The organism is Streptomyces sp. CG 926, assembly GCF_003148825.1.
GTDB lineage: Bacteria > Actinomycetota > Actinomycetes > Streptomycetales > Streptomycetaceae > Streptomyces.
The window spans coordinates 196659-217951 of sequence record NZ_QGGZ01000002.1 but is presented as its reverse complement, the minus strand read 5'-3'; the positions used below and the strand labels follow the sequence as shown (position 1 = coordinate 217951).

Below are 21293 nucleotides of genomic sequence, written 5' to 3'. Positions count from 1 at the left end.
CGCCGCCCTCCGCGGGGATCAGCCGAAGACGAACTTGATGGCTTTTTCGAACCCAAAGTCAATCACGGTCACCAGACCGATCATGATGACCACGAAGACAATCACCACGGTGGTGTACGTCGTGAGCTGGTTGCGAGTGGGCCAGACAACCTTGCGGAGTTCCGCGACGATCTGGCGGTAGAAAAGCGCGAGTCGACCCAGAGGGCCCTTCTTGCCGCGCTTGCCGCCCTTGCGGGCCTTCTTCTCGCGCGTCTCGTCCTCGGCGTCAGGCATGTCGATGGAGCCCAGGGCGTCCGTCACGTCTCTCACCTGAATCCGGGTCGTGGCCGTACCGCGCCCGGTTGCGCCGCACGGCGTTGCATCTAAGTACGTACCTGCGCACACACGTCCGAGACGGAGTGTGGAGCAGGGCCGGAGGGACTCGAACCCCCAACCGCTGGTTTTGGAGACCAGTGCTCTACCAATTGAGCTACGACCCTTTGCGTCCCCCAACCTACCGCATCCGAGCGAGTGCACGGAGTGCTCGCGCTCTGCAGCGGCTGGTGAGGTCCAACGACAGGTGAGTGTACGTGAACCGGGACGTGACGTCGAACAGCACCCGATCTGACATGCGTCGGTCCGTTGACTGAAACGGTGTGCGGCGCTTCTTTGCCGTCTGGGACGATTGCTCGCATGACCTCTGCAACGCCTTCCTCCGAGCGCCGGGTGTCCGCCCGTATCGGCGCCATTTCCGAGTCCGCCACCCTCGCCGTGGACGCCAAGGCCAAGGCCCTCAAGGCCGCCGGGCGCCCGGTGATCGGCTTCGGCGCGGGCGAGCCCGACTTCCCGACCCCGGACTACATCGTCGAGGCGGCGGTCGAGGCCTGCCGCAACCCCAAGTACCACCGCTACACGCCGGCAGGCGGTCTGCCCGAGCTCAAGGCCGCGATCGCCGCCAAGACGCTGCGCGACTCCGGCTACGAGATCGAGGCCGCGCAGGTCCTCGTGACCAACGGTGGCAAGCAGGCGATCTACGAGGCCTTCGCGGCCATCCTGGACCCGGGTGACGAGGTCATCGTCCCGGCTCCGTACTGGACCACCTACCCGGAGTCCATCCGTCTCGCCGGCGGCGTCCCGGTCGAGGTCGTCGCCGACGAGACCACCGGCTACCGCGTCTCCGTCGAGCAGCTGGAGGCCGCGCGCACCGAGCGCACCAAGGTCCTCCTGTTCGTCTCCCCCTCCAACCCGACCGGCTCGGTCTACAGCGAGGCCGACGCGAAGGCGATCGGCGAGTGGGCCGCCGAGCACGGCCTGTGGGTGCTGACGGACGAGATCTACGAGCACCTGGTCTACGGCGAGGCGAAGTTCACCTCCCTGCCGGTCCTGGTCCCGGCCCTGCGCGACAAGTGCATCATCGTCAACGGCGTCGCCAAGACGTACGCCATGACGGGCTGGCGCGTGGGCTGGGTCATCGCCCCGCAGGACGTCATCAAGGCGGCGACCAACCTGCAGTCGCACGCCACCTCGAACGTCTCCAACGTGGCCCAGGTCGCCGCGCTGGCCGCCGTCTCGGGCAACCTCGACGCGGTCGCGGAGATGCGCAAGGCCTTCGACCGCCGTCGCCAGACGATGGTGAAGATGCTCAACGAGATCGACGGCGTCTTCTGCCCGACCCCCGAGGGCGCGTTCTACGCCTACCCGTCGGTCAAGGAGCTCCTCGGCAAGGAGATCCGTGGCAAGCGCCCGCAGAGCTCCGTCGAGCTCGCCGCCCTGATCCTGGACGAGGTCGAGGTCGCGGTCGTCCCGGGCGAGGCCTTCGGCACCCCCGGCTACCTGCGCCTGTCATACGCCCTGGGCGACGAGGACCTGGTGGAGGGCGTGTCCCGCATCCAGAAGCTCTTGGCCGAGGCCAAGGCCTAGGCCTGACGCGGCCGGCGGCACGACCTGAGCGGCGTCTCCCCGTACGGGGAGACGCCGCTTTTTCCAGCCCCGCAGGCTCTCCCAGCCCCGCCGGTTCTCCCAGCCTGCCTCTCTCAGCCCCGCCGCCTCTCTCAGCCCCGCCGGCGTTTGAGGCGATCCTTCAGCCCCGCCGGCGATTGAGGCGCGGGTCCGGGCGGCGCCCGGAAGGCCCCGCGCAGCGGATCCGCCCCCGCTCACGCGTTCGCGCAAGCCCCCGATCGGTAAAACCCCCTCCCGCCGAGCGCAGCGGTACGGCAGGATCACCAGATGGAGCACGCACGCGATCTCACGCTTCTGCCCAAGGCCCACCTCCACCTGCACTTCACCGGGTCGATGCGGCCGTCGACCCTGCTGGAGCTCGCCGACAAGTACGGCGTCCGGCTCCCGGACGCCCTCACCGCCGGCGAACCCCCCAAGCTCCGCGCCACCGACGAGCGGGGCTGGTTCCGCTTCCAGCGGCTCTACGACGCCGCCCGCTCCTGCCTGCGCGAGCCCGACGACATCCGGCGGCTGGTCCGCGAGGCCGCCGAGGAGGACGTACGGGACGGCAGCGGCTGGCTGGAGATCCAGGTGGATCCCACCTCCTACGCCCCCCTGCTCGGCGGAATGATCCCGGCCGTCGAGATCATCCTGGACGCCGTGGACGCGGCCTCCCGCGAGACCGGCCTCGGCATGCGGGTCCTCATCGCCGCCAACCGCATGAAGCACCCCCTCGACGCCCGGACCCTCGCCCGCCTCGCCGTCCGTTACGCCGACCGCGGCATCGTCGGCTTCGGCCTCTCCAACGACGAGCGCCGCGGCATGGCCCGCGACTTCGACCGGGCCTTCGCGATCGCCCGCGAGGGCGGCCTCCTCGCCGCCCCGCACGGCGGCGAGCTCACCGGCCCGTCCTCCGTACGCGACTGCCTCGACGACCTGCACGCCTCCCGCATCGGCCACGGAGTGCGGGCCGCCGAGGACCCCCGGCTGCTCAAGCGGCTCGCCGACCGGCAGATCACCTGCGAGGTCTGCCCCGCCTCCAACGTCGCCCTCGGGGTCTACGAGCGGCCCGAGGACGTCCCGCTGCGCACGCTCTTCGAGGCCGGGGTGCCCATGGCGCTGGGCGCGGACGACCCGCTGCTCTTCGGGTCCCGGCTCGCGGCCCAGTACGAGATCGCCCGCCGCCACCACGCCTTCACGGACGCGGAGCTCGCCGAGCTGGCCCGTCAGTCGGTACGCGGCAGCGCGGCGCCCGACGAGGTACAGGCCAAGCTGCTGGCGGGGATCGACCACTGGCTCACCGGGTGAGCCGCAGGTCCCCCTCGTAGCAGTCGGCGCGTACCCGCCCGCCGTCCAGGAAGCCGATCTCCAGGTGGGTGCGGCCCTGCTCGGGCAGGGCGAACTCGGCGACCGAGGCGACGGTCTCGCCGACGTGTCGTAGGAAGGGGTGGTCGCCGAGGTCCTCACCGACCTCGATGCGGCCCCACTCCCCCATGTCGTACGCGGCGTGCGGGGTGGCGGACTCGACGATGAGGCACTGGTCGGATCCGGTGGTGATCCTGATGGTGTCGCCGATGCTGTCGATCAGCCAGACGTCGAGGGGCGCCTCGGAACGTTCGCCGTCACTGATGTGCCAGGACGCCACGACTCGGCTGAGCGTGCGCCCCACGAGACGGGTGGGGTCCGTACCGGCCCCGTGCAGGGGACAGAGCATGGGCGGCCGGGGCTCCTCAGATGCTGACGCCGACCGTCACCGGTTCGTTGACCAAGGTGACGCCGAAGGCCGCGTGGACGCCCGCGACGACCTCGCGGGCCAGGGTGAGGAGATCCTCGGTGGTGGCCTCGCCGCGGTTGGTGAGGGCGAGGGTGTGCTTGGTGGAGATGCGCGCCGGGCCGGTGCCGTAGCCCTTGGTGAAACCGGCCTTGTCGATCAGCCAGGCCGCGCTGGTCTTCGTACGGCCGTCGCCGGCGGGGTACGCGGGCGGGGCGGTGTCGGGGCCGAGGCGGTCCTGGGCGCGGGCGAGGAAGGCGGCGTAGGCCTCGTCGGTCAGGATCGGGTTGTGGAAGAAGGAACCGGCCGACCAGGTGTCGTGGTCGGTGGGGTCGAGGACCATGCCCTTGCCGGCGCGCAGCCGCAGCACCGTCTCGCGGGCGGTGGTGGCCGGGACCCGGTCGCCGGCCTCGACGCCGAGGGCGCGGGCGGTCTCGGGGTACTTGATCGGCGCGGACAGGCCGCCCGCGTCCTCCAGGGCGAAGCGCACGCGTAGGACGACGTAGCGGTCGGGCTGGTCCTTGAAGGTGCTGTTGCGGTACCGGAAGGCGCATTCGGCGGCGCTCAGAGTGACCGTTTCGCCGGTGGTGCGGTCGTAGGCGACGACCTCGGTGATGGTGTCGCAGACCTCCTGGCCGTACGCACCGACGTTCTGGATCGGGGTGGCGCCGGCCGAGCCGGGGATCCCGGCGAGGCACTCGATCCCGGCGAGGCCGGCATCGACGGTACGGGCGACGGCGTCGCTCCAGTTCTCGCCCGCGGCGAGCTCCAGGGTGGTGCCGTCGAGGGTGAAGCCGGTGGTCGCGATGCGCAGGGCGGTGCCGTCGAAGCCCCGGTCGCCGATGACCAGGTTGCTGCCGCCCCCGATGACCAGGAGCGGGGTGCCGCTCTCGTCCGCGGCGCGCACGGTGGCGACGACCTCGGCGTCGGTGGTCGCGGTGACCAGGCGGGCGGCGGGACCACCGAGACGGAAGGTGGTCAGCGGGGCGAGGGGGGCATCGTGGAGTTCCTGCACGTGGACAAGAGTACGGTCCGTGCCCCTCGCATCCCTGCGGGGCCACGGACCGTCCTCACTCGTCCCCCCTGCCGGGCGGGTCAGCGGCTCGTGTTCTGTTCGGCGAGGCGCCGTTCGGCTTCGGCCCAGGTGAGGGGGAGCTCGCGGGCCGGCACGGTCCAGTAGGTGAAGGCCGATTCCTTCATGTACGCGCTGGCTGCGCGGGAGCTGGTGCGGTGGGGCTCGCTGCGGGCGAAGCGGTAGAGCGCGTCCCGGTCCTCCCACGCGGAGAGGGTGAGGAAGGTCCGGCTGAAGACGCGGGCGCGCAGCGCGACGCCGTGGGCACCGGGGGCCTTGCGTATCTGGAGGATGATGCCGGGCGCCTTGAGGAAGAACCTGACGGCGCCGGTGAGCGTGGCGGTCTCGAAGCGGGAGGCCATGACGTAGACCTCGGCGTCGGGGGCGGCCTGGGTGGGCGTGGACCAGGGGATGTCGGGCACGGCGGGCACTCCTTGGCTGCGAGGCGGGGTGTACGGGGTGGTGGACGAGCTGGTGGACGGGCCGGCGTACGGACCGGTCCGTCGGCGGGTCAGCCCGCGGCCGGGACCTTCTCGGGGACCGTGACACTCCGGTCGGCGGGGGCCCGGTCGGCCTTGGCCTTACGGGGCACCAGCAGGGCCAGTCCGGCGGCGAGGGCGACCGCGCCGGCGCCGATCCACAGGGCGGGGACGGTGCCGTCGGTGAAGGCCTGCGGGGATTCGTAGCCGCCCTGGGCGGAGAAGACCGAGGCCAGGACCGCGACGCCGAGGGCTCCGCCGACCTCGCGCAGGGCGTTGTTGGTGCCGGAGGCCTTGCCCTGGTCGGCCGGGGCGACGGTGGACATCAGGACGTTGGCGGCGGGGGCGAAGTAGAGGGCCATACCGATCCCGCTGAGGATCAGCGGCGGGAGCTGGGCCGCGTAGGAGACGTCCGCGCTCAGGATCGCGGCGAACCAGCCGAGGCCGAGGGCCTGGAAGGCCAGCCCGGCGGCGACGACGGGGCGGCCGCCGATGCGGTCGGAGAGGATCCCGGCCAGCGGGGCGACGATCATCGGCATTCCGGTCCAGGGGAGCATGCGCAGGCCGGCCTCGGTGGGCGAGTAGCCGGCGACGCCCTGGAGGAACTGGCTGAGCAGGAAGATCGAGCCGAACATGCCGAGGAACATCAGCAGGCTGGCGAGGTTGATCCCGAGGAAGCCGCGGTCACGGAAGAGCCGCATGGGGAGCATGGGGTTGGCGTTGTTGAAGCCGTGGTGGATGAAGCCGCCGACGAGGGCGGCGCCGACGATCAGGCCGGTCAGGACGGTGGCGCTGGTCCAGCCCTCGGAGTTGGCGTTGACCAGGGCGTAGACGATGCCGAAGAGGCCACCGCTGATGAGCAGGGTGCCGGGGATGTCGAGGCGCGCGTCGGGGGCGGTGGACTCGGCGAGACGGAGCCGGGCGAGCGGGATCAGGGCGAGGCCTATCGGCACGTTGAGCCAGAAGATCCACTGCCAGGAGATGTGCTCGGTGAGGCTGCCGCCGATGAGGGGGCCGCTGGCGACGGCGAGGCCGGTGACGGCGCCGTAGATCCCGAGGGCCATGCCGCGGCGGGCGGCCGGCACGGCGGCGGTCAGCAGGGTGAGGGTGAGCGGCATCATGATCGCCGCGCCGACGCCCTGGACGGCGCGGGCGGCGATGAGGGCGTCGATGCCGGACGAGAGGGCGGCCGCGGCGGAGGCGCCGGTGAAGATCGCGAGGCCCACGATGAACAGCCGGCGTCGACCGAAGCGGTCCCCGAGGGCGGCACCGAACATGAGGAGGACGGCGAAGGTGAGCGTGTACGCGTTCACCGTCCATTCCAGGTCCTCCAGCTTGCCGCCGAGGTCCGCCCGGATGGCGGGAAGGGCGGTGGTGACGACCAGGTTGTCGAGCGCGGCCATGAAGCTGGCCACGCCGGTGAGTACCAGGGCCCAGACGGCGGGGCCGCGGAGCTTGGTGTCGGTGTCGGGTGTGTTCACGATTTCCCCCTGCGGCTTTTGTTAGTTATTGCTGACTAACTTCACTGATCATGCGAAACCGCGCCGGACGGCCGGCACGGAGTTCACTCACTTCTCCAGGCGACCCTTGACCCCGGCGTCGGGGTAGAAACCCTGCCAGACCCGATGTTCGGGCGGGAACCCCATGGCGGCAAGGGTGTTGATGAGCATCCCGTACGCCATGAAGGTCGTCGTCTCCCCCGCGTCCGCGCCGAGCGGCACGTGCACGGTGTCCCAGAGCTCCATCCAGCCCTTGCGGACCAGCTCGCCGAGCTCGTGATCCCCGGCCGCCTCGGCGGCGGCCACGGTGACGTACATCTGGAGCTGCATCTGGAGCTTGTCGGGATCCTCGATGATCAGCTGCGTGTACGCGTTGGCCATGGCCTGCTGCGCCTCTTCCCCGCGCAGGCCTTCGACCGCGGCGGCGAAGACCTCACGTGTGTCCCTCAGGCAACGCTCGGAGGCGGCCAGGAAGATCGCCTGCTTGTTGGGGAAGAGCCGGAAGAGGTACGGCTGCGAAACACCCACCCGCCTGGCGATCGCCTCGGTGGACGTCCCGTAGTAGCCACCCCGGGCGAACTCGTGCATCGCCGCCCGAATGACACTCTCACGCCGCTCGTCTGCGCTCATCCTGACCATAAGACAAAGTTAGTGCTCAATCACTAACTAAGTCAAGGGGGGCGCCGGGGCCGGGCCCGGGGTCGGGCCGGGGCGGGGGCCGTAGGAGCTGGACGGCGACGCCGGAACGCGCGGAGACCGCCGGGCGGGGGCTTCGGGGGGGGGGGGGGCGCGGGGCCGCGGGGCCGTGAAGCGGGGCGGTGGCTACGGGGTGCGGGATCTGCTCGGGCGGCATCAGTGATGGGTATGGGGGTTTCCCGTCAGTCTCATCGTCTCTCCGTGTCGGGCCGGTCCCTCAAGGGCGCTCCCTTCGGTCGCGTCGCTTCGCGATGTCGCTGCGCTCCACCCTTGACCGACCGTCCCGCCCCGGACATACGAAGACTGTCGGGAAGCCCCCAAAAGAACGAGCCGGGAGGACAAGAGACAGGGACGGGGTGGTCGGAGACGCCCCGTCCCTGTCGGGCGTGGGCGACGATCCCGTCTCGGGATCGTCCGGACCCGGGCCCCGGTCGGGTGAGGCGCGCCAACTCGCTATGCGCTCCGCACGTCTCGGCGTCCGACGACCGTCTGTGGCTGGACATGAGCCGCCCACGACGCCGGCGCTCCTCGCTCACGGCGTCCGACAACCGTCCATGGCCGGGCACAGGCCACCCACGACCTCGATCCGACGCTGGACACGCGCCCGACGACCGGCCGGCACCGAACACAAGCCGCCGACCACCCCGCACTTCTCCAAGACGGCGTCCGACGACCGTCTGTGGCCGGGCGCAGGCCGCCCCGGACCGTCGGATGCTCCCCATCGATGAGGCGTCCGGCCCTCGTCCGGGGCGAAAAGGCGTGGGACTGCGGCTATTTCGTGGTGGATGCGGGTCAGCCCGGGTGGGCGGTCCGGAAGGCTGGCGATTGGCCCCAATTACCCCTGTTTGGGCGCGGGTTTGTGGTGTCGTGCAGGCGCTGACCCGGTCCCACGACCGAATGGACGAGCCATCGGCCGCCCGCCCCTCTCGGCGGAACCGGCCGTCGGTCGCCGTGCGGCTGAAGCGCGTAGCGATCTGAGGCGGCTCATGGCCGGCCACGGACGACCGTCGGACGCCGCCAGGGAGAAGCGCGTGCGAGGTGGGCGGCCTATGCCCAACCACAGACAGCCGCCGGACGCCGCCAGAGAGACGTACGTACGAGGTGGGCGGCTTATGTCCAGCCACGGACGGTCGTCGGACGCTGAGACATGAGCAGCGCGCAGCGAATGGGGGCGCTTCCCCCGACCCGGCCAGCGGCTGTCATGGCCTCGTCTCGGGATCGCCCCACCGGGACCGGGCCTGGGCTTCTGTGATGTCCCCGCCCCTCAGACCTTCGACCGGCTCGTTCTTTTGGGGGCTTCCCGACAGTCTTCGTATGTCCGGGGCGGGACGGTCGGTCAAGGGTGGCCGCAGGCCATCGCGAAGCGACGCGACGACGAAGGAGGAGCGCCCTTGAGGGGCCGGCCCGACACGGAGAGACGATGAGACTGACGGGAAACCCCCATACCCATCACTGATGCCGCCCGAGCAGATCCCGCACCCCGAAGCCACCGCCCACCTTCACGGCCCCGGTCAGCCGTCCCCCGCGGCCGCCCAGCCGCCCGGGCGCCCGCCTGCCACCTGCCCGCCCAGCCGCCCCATCCCCCCCACGCAACGGGAAGGGGCGGGAGGCGCCGAACCGGGCCTCCCGCCCCTTCCCGTTGCGTGCCGTCGGCTCAGGCCAGTTCGACCACCGCGCGGGACATGCCCAGGACCTTCTGGCCCGCGCTCATGGCCGTCAGGTCGACGCGGACGCGGTTGTCGTCCAGCTTCGCGGCGACCTTCGCGGTGACCTCGATCAGCCCGCCCTGGTCGTCGTTGGGAACCACGACCGGCCTGGTGAAGCGCACGCCGTACTCGACCACCGCGCCCGGGTCGCCGACCCAGTCGGTGACCACGCGGATCGCCTCGGCCATGGTGAACATGCCGTGCGCGATCACGTCCGGCAGTCCCACCTTCTTGGCGAACTTCTCGTTCCAGTGGATCGGGTTGAAGTCGCCCGAGGCGCCCGCGTACTGGACGAGCGTGGCGCGCGTCACGGGGAAGGACGCCGCCGGCAGCTCGGTGCCGACCTCGACGTCGGCGTACTGGATCTGTGCTGCCATGTCAGGCCTCCTCGGGGGCGCGGGAGACGAGCTTCGTCCAGGCCGTCACCACGTGCTCGCCGGTCTCGTCATGGACCTCGCCGCGGATGTCGATGACGTCATTGCCCGCGAGCGACTTCACGGACTCGATGGTGGAGGTCACCGACAGGCGGTCACCGGCGCGCACCGGGCGGGTGTACGCGAACTTCTGGTCACCGTGCACGACGCGGCTGTAGTCCAGTCCCAACTGCGGGTCCTCGACGACCTGGCCGGCGGCCTTGAAGGTGATCGCGAACACAAAAGTCGGGGGCGCGATCACATCGGGGTAGCCGTACGACTTCGCGGCTTCGGGATCGCTGTAGACGGGATTGGTGTCACCCACCGCAGCCGCGAATTCGCGGATCTTCTCCCGGCCGACCTCGTACGGATCGGTGGGCGGGTAGCTCCGCCCCACGAAGGACTGGTCGAGAGCCATGACTCACTACCTCCTGTTGAAGGGACACGAATGACGCAAGAACAAAGACAGGAACGGGCACGGAAACGACATAAGGCCGCCCCCAATGAAGGGGACGACCTCATGACTGTGCCTGTTATTCGAGACTTCGCTGGGGTCAGCGGGTCTCGCGGTGCGCGGTGTGCGAGTTGCAGCGCGGGCAGTGCTTCTTCATCTCAAGACGGTCCGGGTTGTTACGCCGGTTCTTCTTGGTGATGTAGTTCCGCTCCTTGCACTCCACGCAGGCCAGCGTGATCTTCGGGCGGACGTCGGTGGCAGCCACGTGAGTGCTCCTTGACGGAAATTGGGACGGATGAACGCATACAAGAGTAGCCGACCGGGAGACCGACCCCGCAATCGGCTACTGTGTGTAGCGGCGACCGGACTTGAACCGGTGACACAGCGATTATGAGCCGCTTGCTCTACCGACTGAGCTACGCCGCTTTGATGTGATCAGCTCCCCACCCGAGGGCGGGGAACCTCTCTCACCAGAGCCCCAATGCGGAATCGAACCGCAGACCTTCTCCTTACCATGGAGACGCTCTACCGACTGAGCTATTGGGGCGAGCGATGAAGACATTACACGGTTGCCTGCCGATCGCCCAAATCCTTTGCGGGGACAGGGCTCCGAGGGGGTTCGCGACCCGCTGTCGATCAACCCATGGATCACTTCCGACCCACTTCTCGGGCAGATTGTGGTCGGGCTCACACTGCGGTCGTGACAGATCGCAGCCTCGGAGCCCGTCGGGGCGCACGTACGGGCGCTCCGGCGCGTGGCACCACACCGGTACGACTATTGCGCTCTTCCGCGAAGCGGGCTGCCCCGCGCCCTAGGCTCGGAGCACGCTGCGTGATCTTGGGCCGCGGGCCACGGCTCCAGGAACCGCCCGAGCCACCGCAGGAGCGCGATGTCCGACAGCCAGCCGCAGCAGCCGTTCCGATCGCGCCGCAGCGGAAACGGAGACGGCGACGCGGCCGCAGCCGAGGCCACCACCCTGCTGCTCACCGGGGCCCGCCTCACCGACGGCCGCACCGTCGACGTCCGCCTCGGCGGCGGCCGGATCCAGGCCGTAGGCACCACGGGCAGCCTCCCCGCCCCCGCGCTGTCCCGGGTGGACCTGACCGGCTACCTGCTGCTCCCCGCCCCCGCCGAGCCGCACGCCCACGGGGACACCGCGCTGACGGCCGATGCCGACGGGCCCGTCTCCTACACCCCGGACGAGGTCCAGCGCCGGGCCACCGAAGCCGCCCTGCTCCAGCTCGGCCACGGCGCCACCGCCGTCCGCTCCCACGTCCGCATCGGCGACGTGCACGGTCTCGGCCCCATGGAAGCCGTGCTCCAGGCCCGTCGCTCCCTGCGCGGGCTCGCCGACCTCACCGCCGTGGCCGTCCCCCGACTGTTGACCGGGGTGGCCGGCGCGGACGGGCTGGCCATGCTGCGGGACGCGGTCAAGATGGGCGCGTCCGTGATCGGCGGCTGCCCGGACCTGGACCCGGACCCGACGGGCTTCCTCGAGGCCGTCCTCGAACTCGCCGGCGAGCACGGCTGCCCCGTGGACCTGCACACGGACGGTGACGATCCGGGCCGCCTCGCCCGGCTCGCGGCGATGGCCGGCGGGCTGCGCCCGGGAGTGACCATCGGCCCCTGCGGCGGCCTGGCCCGGCTCCCGCTGGACGCGGCCGCCCGCGCCGCCGACCAACTGGCCGCGGCCGGCGTGCGGGTCACCTGCCTGCCCCAGGGCGACTGCGCGGCCCTGGAACGCCGCGGCCTGCGCACCGCGCCGGTGCGGCTGCTGCGGGCCGCCGGTGTGCGCGTAGCGGCCGGCAGCGGGGCGCTGCGCGACGCCGGGAACCCCGTCGGCCGCGGGGACCCGCTGGAGGCCGCGTATCTGCTGGCCTCCCAGGGAGGGCTCCGGGCGGGTGAGGCCTACGAGTCCGTCAGCGGCTGCGCCCGCGAGGCCATGGGCCTGCCCGAGGTCCGGGTGGAGGCCGGTTTCCCGGCGGAGCTGCTCGCCGTTCGCGGCGACCGGATCGCGGGCGTGTTGTCCCTCGCCTACAGCCGGATCGTGATCCACCGCGGGCGCGTCGTAGCCCGTACGAGTGCCGTACGGGAGTACTGCGACTCCGCCGTCGCGGTGGCCCTGGACCTGCCCCGGCAGGGCCGTACGGAGTCGGGGCCCTGAAGTTCGCCGTCCGCTCGCGGGCGTCGGCGCCCCGCTCGTCGTACGGTCGGGTCATGCGCATCGTCATCGCGGGTGGACACGGTCAGATCGCGCTGCGGCTGGAGCGCCTGCTCGCCGCGCGTGGGTACGAGGTCGCGGGCATCGTCCGCGATCCGGCGCAGGGCGACGCCCTGAGGCAGGCGGGCGCCGAGCCGGTGCTCTGCGATCTGGAATCGGCCTCGGTGGAGCATGTGGCGGGAATTCTTCAGGGTGCGGACGTGGCGGTGTTCGCGGCCGGTGCGGGCCCCGGCAGCGGGATCGGGCGGAAGGACACCGTGGACCGGGGCGCGGCGGTGCTGTTCGCCGACGCCGCCGAACGCGCCCGCGTGCGGCGTTTCCTGATGGTCTCTTCGATGGGAGCGGACGCGCATCACGGGGGCGATGAGGTCTTCGACGCGTACCTGCGGGCCAAGGGCGAGGCCGATGACCACGTACGGACCCGGCTGGGCCTGGAGTGGACGGTCCTGCGACCCGGTTCGCTGATCGACGACGCCGGGACGGGCCTGGTCCGTCTGGAGGTGCGGACGGGCCGAGGGGCCGTCCCGCGCGACGACGTGGCGGCGGTGCTGGCCGAACTGGTCGAGACCCCGGCGACGGCGGGCCTGACCCTGGAACTGGTCTCCGGTTCCACGCCGGTACAGGTGGCCGTGAAGGACGTGGCGGGCAACTGAGGCCGCGGCCCGGGCAGTCCGGCGGCCCGGTGGTTCAGAACCCGGCGCTGATCTTGTCGTCGGACCGGCCGACGGAGTCCTGCTGGTACCGGTCCTCGTACGCCTGCCGGATCCGCTCGATGCGCGTGCTGCGCTCGTCGGCCTCCTTCTCCGGGTAGAGGAGGACCACCTCGTACGAGGTCTCGCGGACGGTCTTGCCGTCCTGGCCGCGCCACTGGCCGTACCCGTCGTGGAGGGTCAGCCCCTCGGGGAAGGCGGGGGTGATCTCCAGGTCCAGGAACCGCATGAACTCGCGTTCCTCGACCGGGTCGCGGCCGTCGGCCCGCTGGGTGCCGAAGTAGAGGCGGGTCTCCTGGTAGGGCTGCCCGACGTCCGTGTGGAGAGCCGCTCCCACCAGAGCCGGAATCCCTGCGCCGAGCAGGGCCATGAGCACCCCGCCACCGACCTTCCCGCGCGTGTCAGATGTCCATTTCACCCCCGGTGAACGAACAGGAGCCGCCGACGTTGCGGCCGTGATCGGCGCGTCGGCGCACGAGGGCGGGCGGGTGCGCGCGCGAGCGGGCGACGGCGGGAAGCCCGCCCGTCCGGGTCACGGGCGGGACGGGCTTCCGGTCGGTGTGTGCTGCGCGGGTGTGGCTACCAGTAGATGACTACGTAGCCGTCTCCGCCGTCCTTGCCACGGGAGCCGGAGTTGCCGATGGCCCGGTTGGTGCCGCCGCCGCGGCCGCCGTCGCCGCCGAAGGCCGCACCCGCCGGGAGCTCGACGATGCCGTCGGCGGTGCCACCGCCGGTGCCGTCGGCGTTGCCCGGGGAGCCCTGGTGGTTGACGCCGCCCGAGGAGCAGGAGCCGCTGCCGCCCAGGCCGGGCGTGCCGGGTTCGCCGGGACCGCGGTCCGCGGCGCCGCCGCCACCGCCGCCGGTGCCGCCGGTGGCGGTGATGAGGACGGTGTTGCTCGACGCCACGGTCAGCGACGTGGTGGAGCCCGCGGTGCCGGCGGTGCCGTTGGCACCCGGTGCGCCGCCGAGGCCGTTGGCACCCCCGGTACCGACGTCCACCCCGTAGTCCGTCAGCGGGGTGACCGGGATGACGCACCAGGTGAAGCCGCCGCCACCGCCGCCACCTCCGTGGCCACCGGTGTTGTTCCGGGCGGCGGAGGCAGCGTCCGCGTCCGCGGCCGCCTCGCCTCCGTTGTTCGGGTTGTTGGGGTTGTTGGGGTTGCCACCGCCGCCACCGCCGCCGTTGTTGCGCGCGGACCCGCCGCCACCGCCGCCGCCACCGCCGGCGCCCCACGCCTGGACGAACACCGACGTGACGCCCGGCGGCGGGGTGAAGGTGTTGTCCGAGGTGAACTGCCTCAGGCCGTGGACGACCGGGGGCGTGTGCTTCTTGTCCTTGGCCTGTTCCGAGTGCCCGTGCTTCTTGCCTTCGGCGGGCTTCGCGTTGTGGTGGCCCGTCGGCTTCGGCCCGTCCGCCGATGCGGCCGGGGCCAACGCGATCAGCTGGCCGGTGAGGGCTGCCGCTGCGGCGATGGAGGCGAGCAGAACCCGGGAACGCCCCCGGGGCCGTTGAATCGTCGCCGTCTGATGGTTCAGGTTCATGGCTTCCTTACCCGCCGGCGCCACGTGCTGCCGCGGGATGCGATGGGAGGGGTGCGTGCGTCACGCGCCGCCCATCCGACCCGGGCGCGGCCTCCTCGTAGCGCCGGCAGGGCCGGGGCTGTGGCCCAGTCAGGTGAGTGGTTCATCTGCCCGGAGCAATGTCGAGTGGCCGGGAACGAAAGAACCCCCGCTCACTGTGATTCCACAGATGAACGGGGGTTCCACTCGCGTGGCGGCGCCAGGGTTCGAACCTGGGTAGGCTGAGCCGGCAGATTTACAGTCTGCTCCCTTTGGCCACTCGGGCACACCGCCAAGATTTGCTGCCATTTTTTCCGCCTCGCGGCGGCGCTCCCTGGCAACGACGTAAACGATACCCGATGACCGGGGGTGCTTCACCACCGGATTGATCAGCGCCACGGGTGGGCGCGGTGGCTAGGCTTTGCCGAGCGGTCCGGGCATGTCCGGCCGCGCCCTTCGGGGTGATCACAACCGACTTCAAGGAGCCACAGCACATGGCCGACTCCAGTTTCGACATCGTCTCGAAGGTCGAGCGGCAGGAGGTCGACAACGCCCTCAACCAGGCCGCCAAGGAGCTCTCGCAGCGCTACGACTTCAAGGGCACCGGCGCCACGATCGCCTGGTCCGGCGAGAAGATCCTGATGGAGGCGAACTCCGAGGAGCGCGTGAAGGCCGTCCTCGACGTCTTCGAGACCAAGCTGGTCAAGCGCGGGATCTCGCTGAAGGCGCTGGACGCCGGGGAGCCGCAGCTGTCCGGCAAGGAGTACAAGATCTTCGCCACGATCGAGGAGGGCATCTCCCAGGAGAACGCCAAGAAGGTCGCGAAGATCATCCGTGACGAGGGTCCCAAGGGCGTCAAGGCCCAGGTCCAGGGCGAGGAGCTGCGTGTCAGCTCCAAGAGCCGTGACGACCTCCAGGAGGTCCAGGCGCTGCTCAAGGGCAAGGACCTGGACTTCGCGATCCAGTTCGTGAACTACCGCTGATCAGGGTCTCTGACCTGCTAAAACGCTTCTAGGCGAGCTTGGCAGGGCACAACGGGGGCACATCGCCGAGGACCGCCTCGACAGCTGCCCGCGTTGTGTCCTCGTCGTCCGGCCACAGGTGCGTGTACGTGTCGAGCGTGATCGACGGCTTGGCATGGCCGAGGCGCTTCTGCACCGTCTTGACGTTCTCGCGGTGCTTGATCAGCAGCGAGGCGTAAAAGTGGCGCAGGTCGTGCATGGTCGTCCCGGCCGGCACGCGGAGCAGCTTGGGCTGCTTCCCGTCCGGGCGGCCCTTCCTCACCCATGCGGCGTGTGCTCGCTCGTGGGTTGCGGCGAGCCGCCTGTTCGCGTTGGTGATCATGCGCGCCCATATGTGCGCCCATCCGTCGCGGCGGATGGGCGCACGGTGCTCGTTAAGGAAGAGCAACCGGGCCTTTCTCGTGCGCGGCCTACGCGGGTCCGTACGGTCCTCGATCTCCGTCTCGACCGCCGGATAGCGCTCAAGGTGAGCGGCGAGCGCGTCCACGGCCGCCTTGGCGAGCGGCACCGTCCGGTAGCTCTCATGCGTCTTGGGCTCGCCGAGGTACGGCTCACCCGTCTCGGGGGTGATCGCTTGCTGTCGCACATGGACCTCGCGGCGCAGGAAGTCGACGTGCTCCAATTCCAGCCCGAACGCCTCGCCTTGGCGCAGCCCGGACGCCGCGGCGAGCAGCATGAGCGAGCGGTACCAGGACGGCGCCGCGTCTATGAGCGCGTGGACGACGTCAGCTGGCAGCGGCACGACCTCGGTCCGCCGCTTCGGGGGCAGCCGCACCCGCTCGCAGGGGTTCCTCGCGAGGATGCCGTCGGCGACCGCGGCGTGCAGGACGCTGACCAGGTAGGCATACGTCACCCGGAGCGTGGACGGGGCGAGGGCCTGCGATCGGTCCTTGAGCCACGCCTGCACCTCAGATGGGCGAATGCCGGCGACGGGCCGATCGCCGAACGTCGGATAGATGTGATTCCGCAGCGCCCGCTCGACCCGTGATGCGGTGGTGGGGCGGTGTGCTGCTGAGGTGCGCCACCGCTCGGCGACCGCCCGGAAGCTCTCCTTGCCGGCGGCGGGGTCCACGTAGAGCCCCCGAGCGAGGTCGGCCTCGACGGTGGCCGCACGGGTGTCCGCCATGCTCCGCTTGTCGAAGTTCTCCTTGCGCTGCTTCCCGCTCCCGTCACGCCAACGGACCTGCCACCGCTTGCCCTTGCCGTGCTCGCCGCTGGGGGCGAGCTTGCGGGTCTTACTGGTGTGATCTGTGCACTGCTTGTCGTCCTTGCCCGGCCGGGACTTGTGCCACCGGTCGTAGACCTCAGCCATTCGCTTCCCTTCGCTTCTGTCTCTCGTCGGGCGTAAGGGCGATTTCTGAGGAGTCGAAATTCTCCGCTTCCTCGCGCTCCGCTCGCTCCCGCTCGGCCTCGTACACCTGCACGACCGGCTCCAGCTCGGCCACGAGCGCCCGCGTGATGTGGCCACGCGCGGACTGGAGAGCCCTCTTGCCTTCCGGCAGTTCGCCCCGCTCCCGCAGTCGCGCCTCACGCTCCGCGGCGAGCCCACGCCCCCAGGTGTCACGCGCGGCGTACGCGACGTAGTGCGCAGTCGTGCCAAGCCGCTTAGCTGCCTTGGCCTCGGCCTCGTCGGGCATCTCCTGCGTGTGCTGCGCCGCAGCGTGTGCCGGCCAAGAGTTTCGGCGCCAGAGCTCAGCCGCAGCCTTCGCAACGCGGACAGCCGTCTCCGTGGGGTCCTGATCACTTGAACCCTTGAGGTACCAACCACCAGGGGCGAACAGCGCACGGTAAGGCGGGTGGTAGTCCCCGCCGAGCACCCTCCGCACCTCCCGCCCGTACACACCGAGTTCGGAAGTGAGCCAGACCGTCTCGTCCGGCAGCAACTCGTTCAGCGGGACGCTGTAGATCGCGGGGAGCATGATCAATTCGACGGCGGAGAGTGAGCGCTGCCCCTGCTCAATCTGCCCCACCGTCGGACGGTGCCACGACAGGCCGTAGTGCCGTGCGCTCTTGGCGACGTCTTCCGCAGTCCGCCCGTTCCTCTCTCGCACCTGCCGCATCCGCGCCCCAAGGGCTTGCCCGAAGGTAGGCGCCTGCTCCAGCGCCAGCGCCCACCGCTCTTCATCCGTCGGCGCATCCGCCGAGTGCACCCCTACGGGCTCTCGTTCCTTGCCATCGTTCGACTTCATGGAGCGTAACAATACCTTTCGCTGGACAGCAGCGCGAGAGGTCGCTAACTTTCGAGAGAACGAATTCCGTCCGCTCCATCTCGAAGGAGAGTGGCCCGTGTCCAAAACACACCCGACCGAGGACCGGCAGCCTGCCAGGCGCAGGCTGGCCACCGCCCGCGAGCTCGCCGACTTCTGCGGCGTGCCGCTCGCCACGGTCTACCAGTGGAGCCACCGAGGCGGCGGCCCCCGCATGATCAAGGTCGGTCGCCACCTGCGCGCCCGCTGGGAGGACGTCGAGAAGTGGCTCGACGCGCAGACCGTCGACGCTGCTTGATGCGCGCCCGGAACGCCCCCCACACGTACGAGGGCCGCCAGCGCTGGAACGCCGACGGCCCGAACGCCCTGCCCCACTTCGCCAGTGATCGCCAGCAGCACCGGGTATCTCACCACCCGGGCCGCTTGGAAGGACGTCCCGCCGTGCAGACTACGCACCCCCGCCACTCCACTGCCCCGCCGACGATGAGCTACCGCCTGCCCGTTTCGCACGGGTGGGCGGTGCTTCCTGACGCCACCAGGGAGTTGGGCGGACTGACCCCGACGCCCAACGGGTTCCGTGCGCGCCTCTTCATCGGAGGTGCGCGCGACATCGACGAGTACACCGCTCGGACGCTCGCCGCCGTACTGGCTCGCAGCGCGGGGTATCAGGTGCACGGCACCGACCCGGACGGGCTCGCTGCTGTCGTGGCCACCCTCGCCGCACTCCTGGGGCGGTGACGGTTTGACGACCCCGACCCCCGACCCGCTCCGCGTCGCCCTGTGGCTGGCCGCTCAGGGCTACGCGGTGCACCCGCTTGCCCCGGGTGCCAAGCTGCCCGTGCGCGGCTGCAACCGCTGTGCAGCCGGGACCAAGGAGCGTCCCAATCCTCACCACGTCCCGCACGATGGGCACGGCTGCGAGTGCATCGCCGCCGGCCGCCCCTGTCACGGCGTACTCGCCGCGACCACCAACGCCGAGCGCATCGCCGCATGGTGGGCCCGGATGCCGTCCGCTGGCGTCGGCGTAGCCGCGGGTCCATCCGGCCTGGTGATCCTCGATGTGGACTGCCACGGCGGACAGCCTCCCAAGGAGCAGTCCGAGCTGCTCCCGGGCGTCGACCTGCCCAAGGACGCCGCCCCCGGCAGCATCGCCGACGGCCGCGACACCCTCGCTCTACTCGTCGAGGCGCGACGTGCGACGCTGCCCGGCTGCGGTCCGCAGACACTGACCGTGCTCACCCCTTCCGGCGGACTGCACTACTGGTTCCGCGCCCCGGCCGGTACGACATGGCGCCCGCTCGCCGGCGCACTGGGCTGGCAGCTCGACGTGCGCGCCGGCGCCTCGTACGCCGTGGCCCCGGGCACGGTCACCCGCGCCGGTACGTACACCGCGCTCGGTGACTGCCGCACGGTTGCCGAGCTGCCCGTCTGGCTGGCACGCGACCTCGACCGCACCGGGCACCGCGTACGCCCCGAGCGGTTCCGTACCGTGCTGCCTTGGCGCTCCCGCCTCATGGGCAGCGGGTACGCCGCGGCTGCCGTCGAGGCCGAGCTGCGGGCTGTCGCCGAGGCGCAGCCCGGCACTCGGAACGCCACGCTCAACCGCGCCGCCTTCAACCTCGGCACCCTCTGCGCGGTAGGCCGACTCGACCGCGGGCAGCTCGTCGACGTACTGCTCGGCGCGGCCCGGCACGGTGGCCTTTCCGACCGCGAGGCCGAGGCCGCGATTCGCTCCGGCCTCACCGCAGGCGAGCGGAACCCGCGCACGCATACCGGGGCCGCCGCATGAGCCCTTCCGTCTTTGACCCGATCGCCGCCGCCCGCTCCGTCGTCCCCTTTCCTCGGGGGGAGCAGGGCGGGAAGCAGCCGCGCAGCGCGAAGCAGGAGAAGCAGCCCCCACAGGCCGAGGTACTGCGGGTCCTCGGGCAGAACCGCTTTCGGTACCTGCACCACAACGGCGCCCCGTACGCCGTCCCGTACGACGGTCCGGCCGTCGCCGTGCCGTTGCGCGCAGCAGCGCACACCGGAACTGGCAGCCTGCGGCAGCACCTCACCCGTATCTACGTCACCGAGTACGACCGCACCCCCTCGCAGACCGCACTCGCGGATGCCGTCGCCACGCTCGACGCCCTCGCCATGCGGGTGCCCGAGACCGAGCTGCACCTGCGCGTCGCTGCGGACCCCAAGGACACAGCGGTGTCCTGGCTCGACCTCGGCCGCCCCGACGGGGAGTCGGTCCGTATCGCCCCAGACGGGTGGACCTTGACGTGCCCGGACCCCGAGGCAGGTCCGGTCTGGCGCCGCACCAAACTGGTTCGGCCACTGCCCCGACCCGACCGCCCGGCCGGCGGCTGGCGCGAGGGCATCGGCGAACTTTCCACCCTGCTGCCCTTCACCCCCGAGACGCTGCCGCTCGCGATCGGCTGGCTGCTGGCCGCACTGCGCCCCGGAATGCCCCGCCCCATCGCGTACCTGACCGGCGAGCAGGGCACCGGCAAGAGCACCTCGGGCCAGATGCTCACCGGGATCATCGAGGGCGCCCGCGCGCCCCTGCGGCAGGCGCCCGAGAACCTGCGCGACCTCGGCCCGACCACCGCGGCCGGATGGGTACTCGCCCTCGACAACCTTTCGGGACTGCCCGGCTGGCTGTCCGACGCCCTGTGCCGCATCGTCACCGGCGACGCGCAGGTGACCCGCGCCCTCTACACCGACGACGACGTGAACGTGCTGACCTACCAGCGCCCCGTACTGCTGACCGGCATCGACCTCGGGGCGCTCCGCAACGACCTTGCCGAACGCATGATGCCGCTCGAACTCCAGCCGATCCGCCGAGACCAACGGCGTACGGCCGGCGCACTGTGGGCCTCGTACGAGCAGGCACACCCCCGCATCCTCGGCGCCCTGCTCGACCTCGCCGCCGAGGTATGGGCCGACCTCCCCTATGCTGCCGCCGACCTCACCGAACGGGCTCGGCTCGCCGATTTCGCCGAGCTGCTACACGCACTCGACAGGGTCACAGGCTGGCGCAGCCTCGATGCGTTCAATGGGGCGCAGGATGCCTTGAACGATGCCGTCCTCGACGGTCATCCGGTTGCCGGCGCGCTGCGCGACTGGACAGCCTCTCTTGCCTTCCCGCCCGGCGGATGGCAGGGGACCATGGGCGAGCTGCACCGGCAGCTCAGCAGCGATGGCCGAGGCTTTGCCGATGGCTGGCCGAAGACCCCTGCCGTGCTGAGCGCCCGTATCCGACAGGTAGCCCCGGCACTCCGCGCCCGCGGCATCTCCGTGGCGCGCACGTCGGGCAGCAACAAGAACGGAAAGGTCTACGCCGTCACCCGCGATCCCGTCTCATGACCCGGCCCCCGACACGCGCCCTGGAACGGCAACCGCCGCCCGGGGCGCTTCCACGTGCGGGGGACGCACGGGGGACGACGGGTACGCCTCCTCGGTCGCGCGTCGTCCCCCTCCCACCGGAGCAGGAACGGCGCCGCGGACCAATCGGGGGACGAGGGGACGATTCCAACCCCTCTCCCCTCTGTCTCACCCAGAGAAGGAAGAGGGAAGG

General features: G+C 71.0%; 22 protein-coding genes and 4 tRNA genes. 9 read left to right on the top strand and 17 right to left on the bottom strand.

Annotated features, from left to right (window positions below; all coding sequences use genetic code 11):
- Nucleotides 1-18 precede the first annotated feature (18 nt).
- A complete protein-coding gene (gene secE, locus BCL76_RS06050; protein ID WP_030388883.1) occupies nt 19-300 on the bottom strand; it encodes a preprotein translocase subunit SecE in 282 nt (93 codons plus the stop codon).
- A gap of 106 nt (nt 301-406) precedes the next feature.
- A tRNA-Trp gene (locus tag BCL76_RS06045) sits at nt 407-479 on the bottom strand.
- A gap of 193 nt (nt 480-672) precedes the next feature.
- Here BCL76_RS06045 and BCL76_RS06040 point away from each other — a divergent pair.
- The gene (locus BCL76_RS06040; RefSeq protein ID WP_109778511.1) at nt 673-1899 is read left to right on the top strand and encodes a pyridoxal phosphate-dependent aminotransferase; all 1227 of its coding nucleotides are present in this window, start codon (nt 673-675) and stop codon (nt 1897-1899) included.
- Between the two features lie 306 nt (nt 1900-2205).
- A complete protein-coding gene (locus tag BCL76_RS06035) occupies nt 2206-3225 on the top strand; it encodes an adenosine deaminase (RefSeq protein WP_109778510.1) in 1020 nt (339 codons plus the stop codon).
- On the opposite strand, the gene BCL76_RS06030 is transcribed toward BCL76_RS06035, so the two are convergent.
- The 10 genes from BCL76_RS06030 to BCL76_RS05985 form a co-directional block, all read right to left on the bottom strand.
- Nucleotides 3215-3631 (bottom strand): hypothetical protein, encoded by a 417-nt coding sequence (locus BCL76_RS06030; protein ID WP_109778509.1) that lies wholly within the window; start codon nt 3629-3631, stop codon nt 3215-3217. The genes BCL76_RS06035 and BCL76_RS06030 overlap by 11 nt on opposite strands.
- 16 nt (nt 3632-3647) lie before the next feature.
- Nucleotides 3648-4787 carry a UDP-N-acetylmuramate dehydrogenase gene (locus BCL76_RS06025; protein WP_258309455.1) on the bottom strand — a complete coding sequence of 380 codons (1140 nt, stop codon included), beginning with the start codon at nt 4785-4787 and terminating at the stop codon, nt 3648-3650.
- Nucleotides 4784-5182, bottom strand: a complete 399-nt coding sequence (locus tag BCL76_RS06020; protein WP_109778507.1) for a DUF3291 domain-containing protein — start codon at nt 5180-5182, stop codon at nt 4784-4786. The genes BCL76_RS06025 and BCL76_RS06020 overlap by 4 nt, the downstream gene beginning before the upstream one ends.
- Nucleotides 5183-5271: 89 nt before the next feature.
- Nucleotides 5272-6720: a DHA2 family efflux MFS transporter permease subunit gene (locus tag BCL76_RS06015; RefSeq protein ID WP_109778506.1), complete on the bottom strand. Its 1449-nt coding sequence runs from the start codon at nt 6718-6720 to the stop codon at nt 5272-5274.
- A gap of 87 nt (nt 6721-6807) precedes the next feature.
- Nucleotides 6808-7377, bottom strand: a complete 570-nt coding sequence (locus tag BCL76_RS06010) for a TetR/AcrR family transcriptional regulator (protein ID WP_109778505.1) — start codon at nt 7375-7377, stop codon at nt 6808-6810.
- Between the two features lie 1711 nt (nt 7378-9088).
- A complete protein-coding gene (locus tag BCL76_RS06005; protein ID WP_109778504.1) occupies nt 9089-9517 on the bottom strand; it encodes a MaoC family dehydratase in 429 nt (142 codons plus the stop codon).
- Nucleotide 9518: 1 nt separating this feature from the next.
- On the bottom strand, nt 9519-9971 hold the full coding sequence (locus BCL76_RS06000; protein ID WP_109778503.1) for a MaoC family dehydratase N-terminal domain-containing protein: 453 nt from the start codon (nt 9969-9971) through the stop codon (nt 9519-9521).
- Nucleotides 9972-10107: 136 nt separating this feature from the next.
- Nucleotides 10108-10272: a 50S ribosomal protein L33 gene (gene rpmG / locus BCL76_RS05995; RefSeq protein WP_003956487.1), complete on the bottom strand. Its 165-nt coding sequence runs from the start codon at nt 10270-10272 to the stop codon at nt 10108-10110.
- Between the two features lie 88 nt (nt 10273-10360).
- Nucleotides 10361-10433: transfer RNA gene (locus tag BCL76_RS05990), tRNA-Met, on the bottom strand.
- 48 nt (nt 10434-10481) lie between these two features.
- Nucleotides 10482-10554, bottom strand: a tRNA-Thr gene (locus BCL76_RS05985).
- 343 nt (nt 10555-10897) lie between these two features.
- Between BCL76_RS05985 and BCL76_RS05980 the strand changes: the two genes are divergently transcribed.
- Nucleotides 10898-12172, top strand: coding sequence for an amidohydrolase family protein (locus BCL76_RS05980; RefSeq protein ID WP_109778502.1), 1275 nt, complete (start codon nt 10898-10900; stop codon nt 12170-12172).
- A 53-nt stretch (nt 12173-12225) separates the two neighbouring features.
- On the top strand, nt 12226-12882 hold the full coding sequence (locus BCL76_RS05975) for an SDR family oxidoreductase (RefSeq protein WP_109778501.1): 657 nt from the start codon (nt 12226-12228) through the stop codon (nt 12880-12882).
- 34 nt (nt 12883-12916) lie between these two features.
- Here the strand turns inward: BCL76_RS05975 and BCL76_RS05970 are convergent, their stop codons facing one another.
- The 3 genes from BCL76_RS05970 to BCL76_RS05955 all read right to left on the bottom strand — a co-directional run bounded on the left by BCL76_RS05970 (nt 12917) and on the right by BCL76_RS05955 (nt 14793).
- Complete coding sequence (locus BCL76_RS05970; RefSeq protein WP_258309358.1) at nt 12917-13357, bottom strand: DUF3574 domain-containing protein; 441 nt, start codon at nt 13355-13357, stop codon at nt 12917-12919.
- A 161-nt stretch (nt 13358-13518) separates the two neighbouring features.
- Nucleotides 13519-14481: a hypothetical protein gene (locus BCL76_RS38825; RefSeq protein ID WP_181382453.1), complete on the bottom strand. Its 963-nt coding sequence runs from the start codon at nt 14479-14481 to the stop codon at nt 13519-13521.
- Between the two features lie 230 nt (nt 14482-14711).
- A tRNA-Tyr gene (locus tag BCL76_RS05955) sits at nt 14712-14793 on the bottom strand.
- 200 nt (nt 14794-14993) lie between these two features.
- Between BCL76_RS05955 and BCL76_RS05950 the strand changes: the two genes are divergently transcribed.
- Entirely contained in the window at nt 14994-15482 is a 489-nt protein-coding gene (locus BCL76_RS05950) for a YajQ family cyclic di-GMP-binding protein (RefSeq protein ID WP_030009008.1), read from the top strand.
- 28 nt (nt 15483-15510) lie between these two features.
- On the opposite strand, the gene BCL76_RS05945 is transcribed toward BCL76_RS05950, so the two are convergent.
- A complete protein-coding gene (locus BCL76_RS05945) occupies nt 15511-16833 on the bottom strand; it encodes a tyrosine-type recombinase/integrase (protein ID WP_109778499.1) in 1323 nt (440 codons plus the stop codon).
- Nucleotides 16826-17710 (bottom strand): helix-turn-helix domain-containing protein, encoded by an 885-nt coding sequence (locus tag BCL76_RS05940; RefSeq protein ID WP_109778498.1) that lies wholly within the window; start codon nt 17708-17710, stop codon nt 16826-16828. The genes BCL76_RS05945 and BCL76_RS05940 overlap by 8 nt, the downstream gene beginning before the upstream one ends.
- Nucleotides 17711-17807: 97 nt before the next feature.
- Between BCL76_RS05940 and BCL76_RS05935 the strand changes: the two genes are divergently transcribed.
- From BCL76_RS05935 to BCL76_RS05925, 4 genes are all read left to right on the top strand, one after another.
- The gene (locus BCL76_RS05935; RefSeq protein WP_258309357.1) at nt 17808-18026 is read left to right on the top strand and encodes a helix-turn-helix transcriptional regulator; all 219 of its coding nucleotides are present in this window, start codon (nt 17808-17810) and stop codon (nt 18024-18026) included.
- Nucleotides 18027-18169: 143 nt separating this feature from the next.
- Nucleotides 18170-18466 (top strand): hypothetical protein, encoded by a 297-nt coding sequence (locus tag BCL76_RS38820; protein WP_181382478.1) that lies wholly within the window; start codon nt 18170-18172, stop codon nt 18464-18466.
- Nucleotides 18467-18470: 4 nt separating this feature from the next.
- A complete protein-coding gene (locus BCL76_RS05930) occupies nt 18471-19517 on the top strand; it encodes a bifunctional DNA primase/polymerase (RefSeq protein ID WP_258309356.1) in 1047 nt (348 codons plus the stop codon).
- Nucleotides 19514-21082 (top strand): hypothetical protein, encoded by a 1569-nt coding sequence (locus tag BCL76_RS05925; protein WP_109778496.1) that lies wholly within the window; start codon nt 19514-19516, stop codon nt 21080-21082. Before BCL76_RS05930 ends, BCL76_RS05925 begins: the two co-directional genes overlap by 4 nt.
- Nucleotides 21083-21293: the final 211 nt, after the last annotated feature.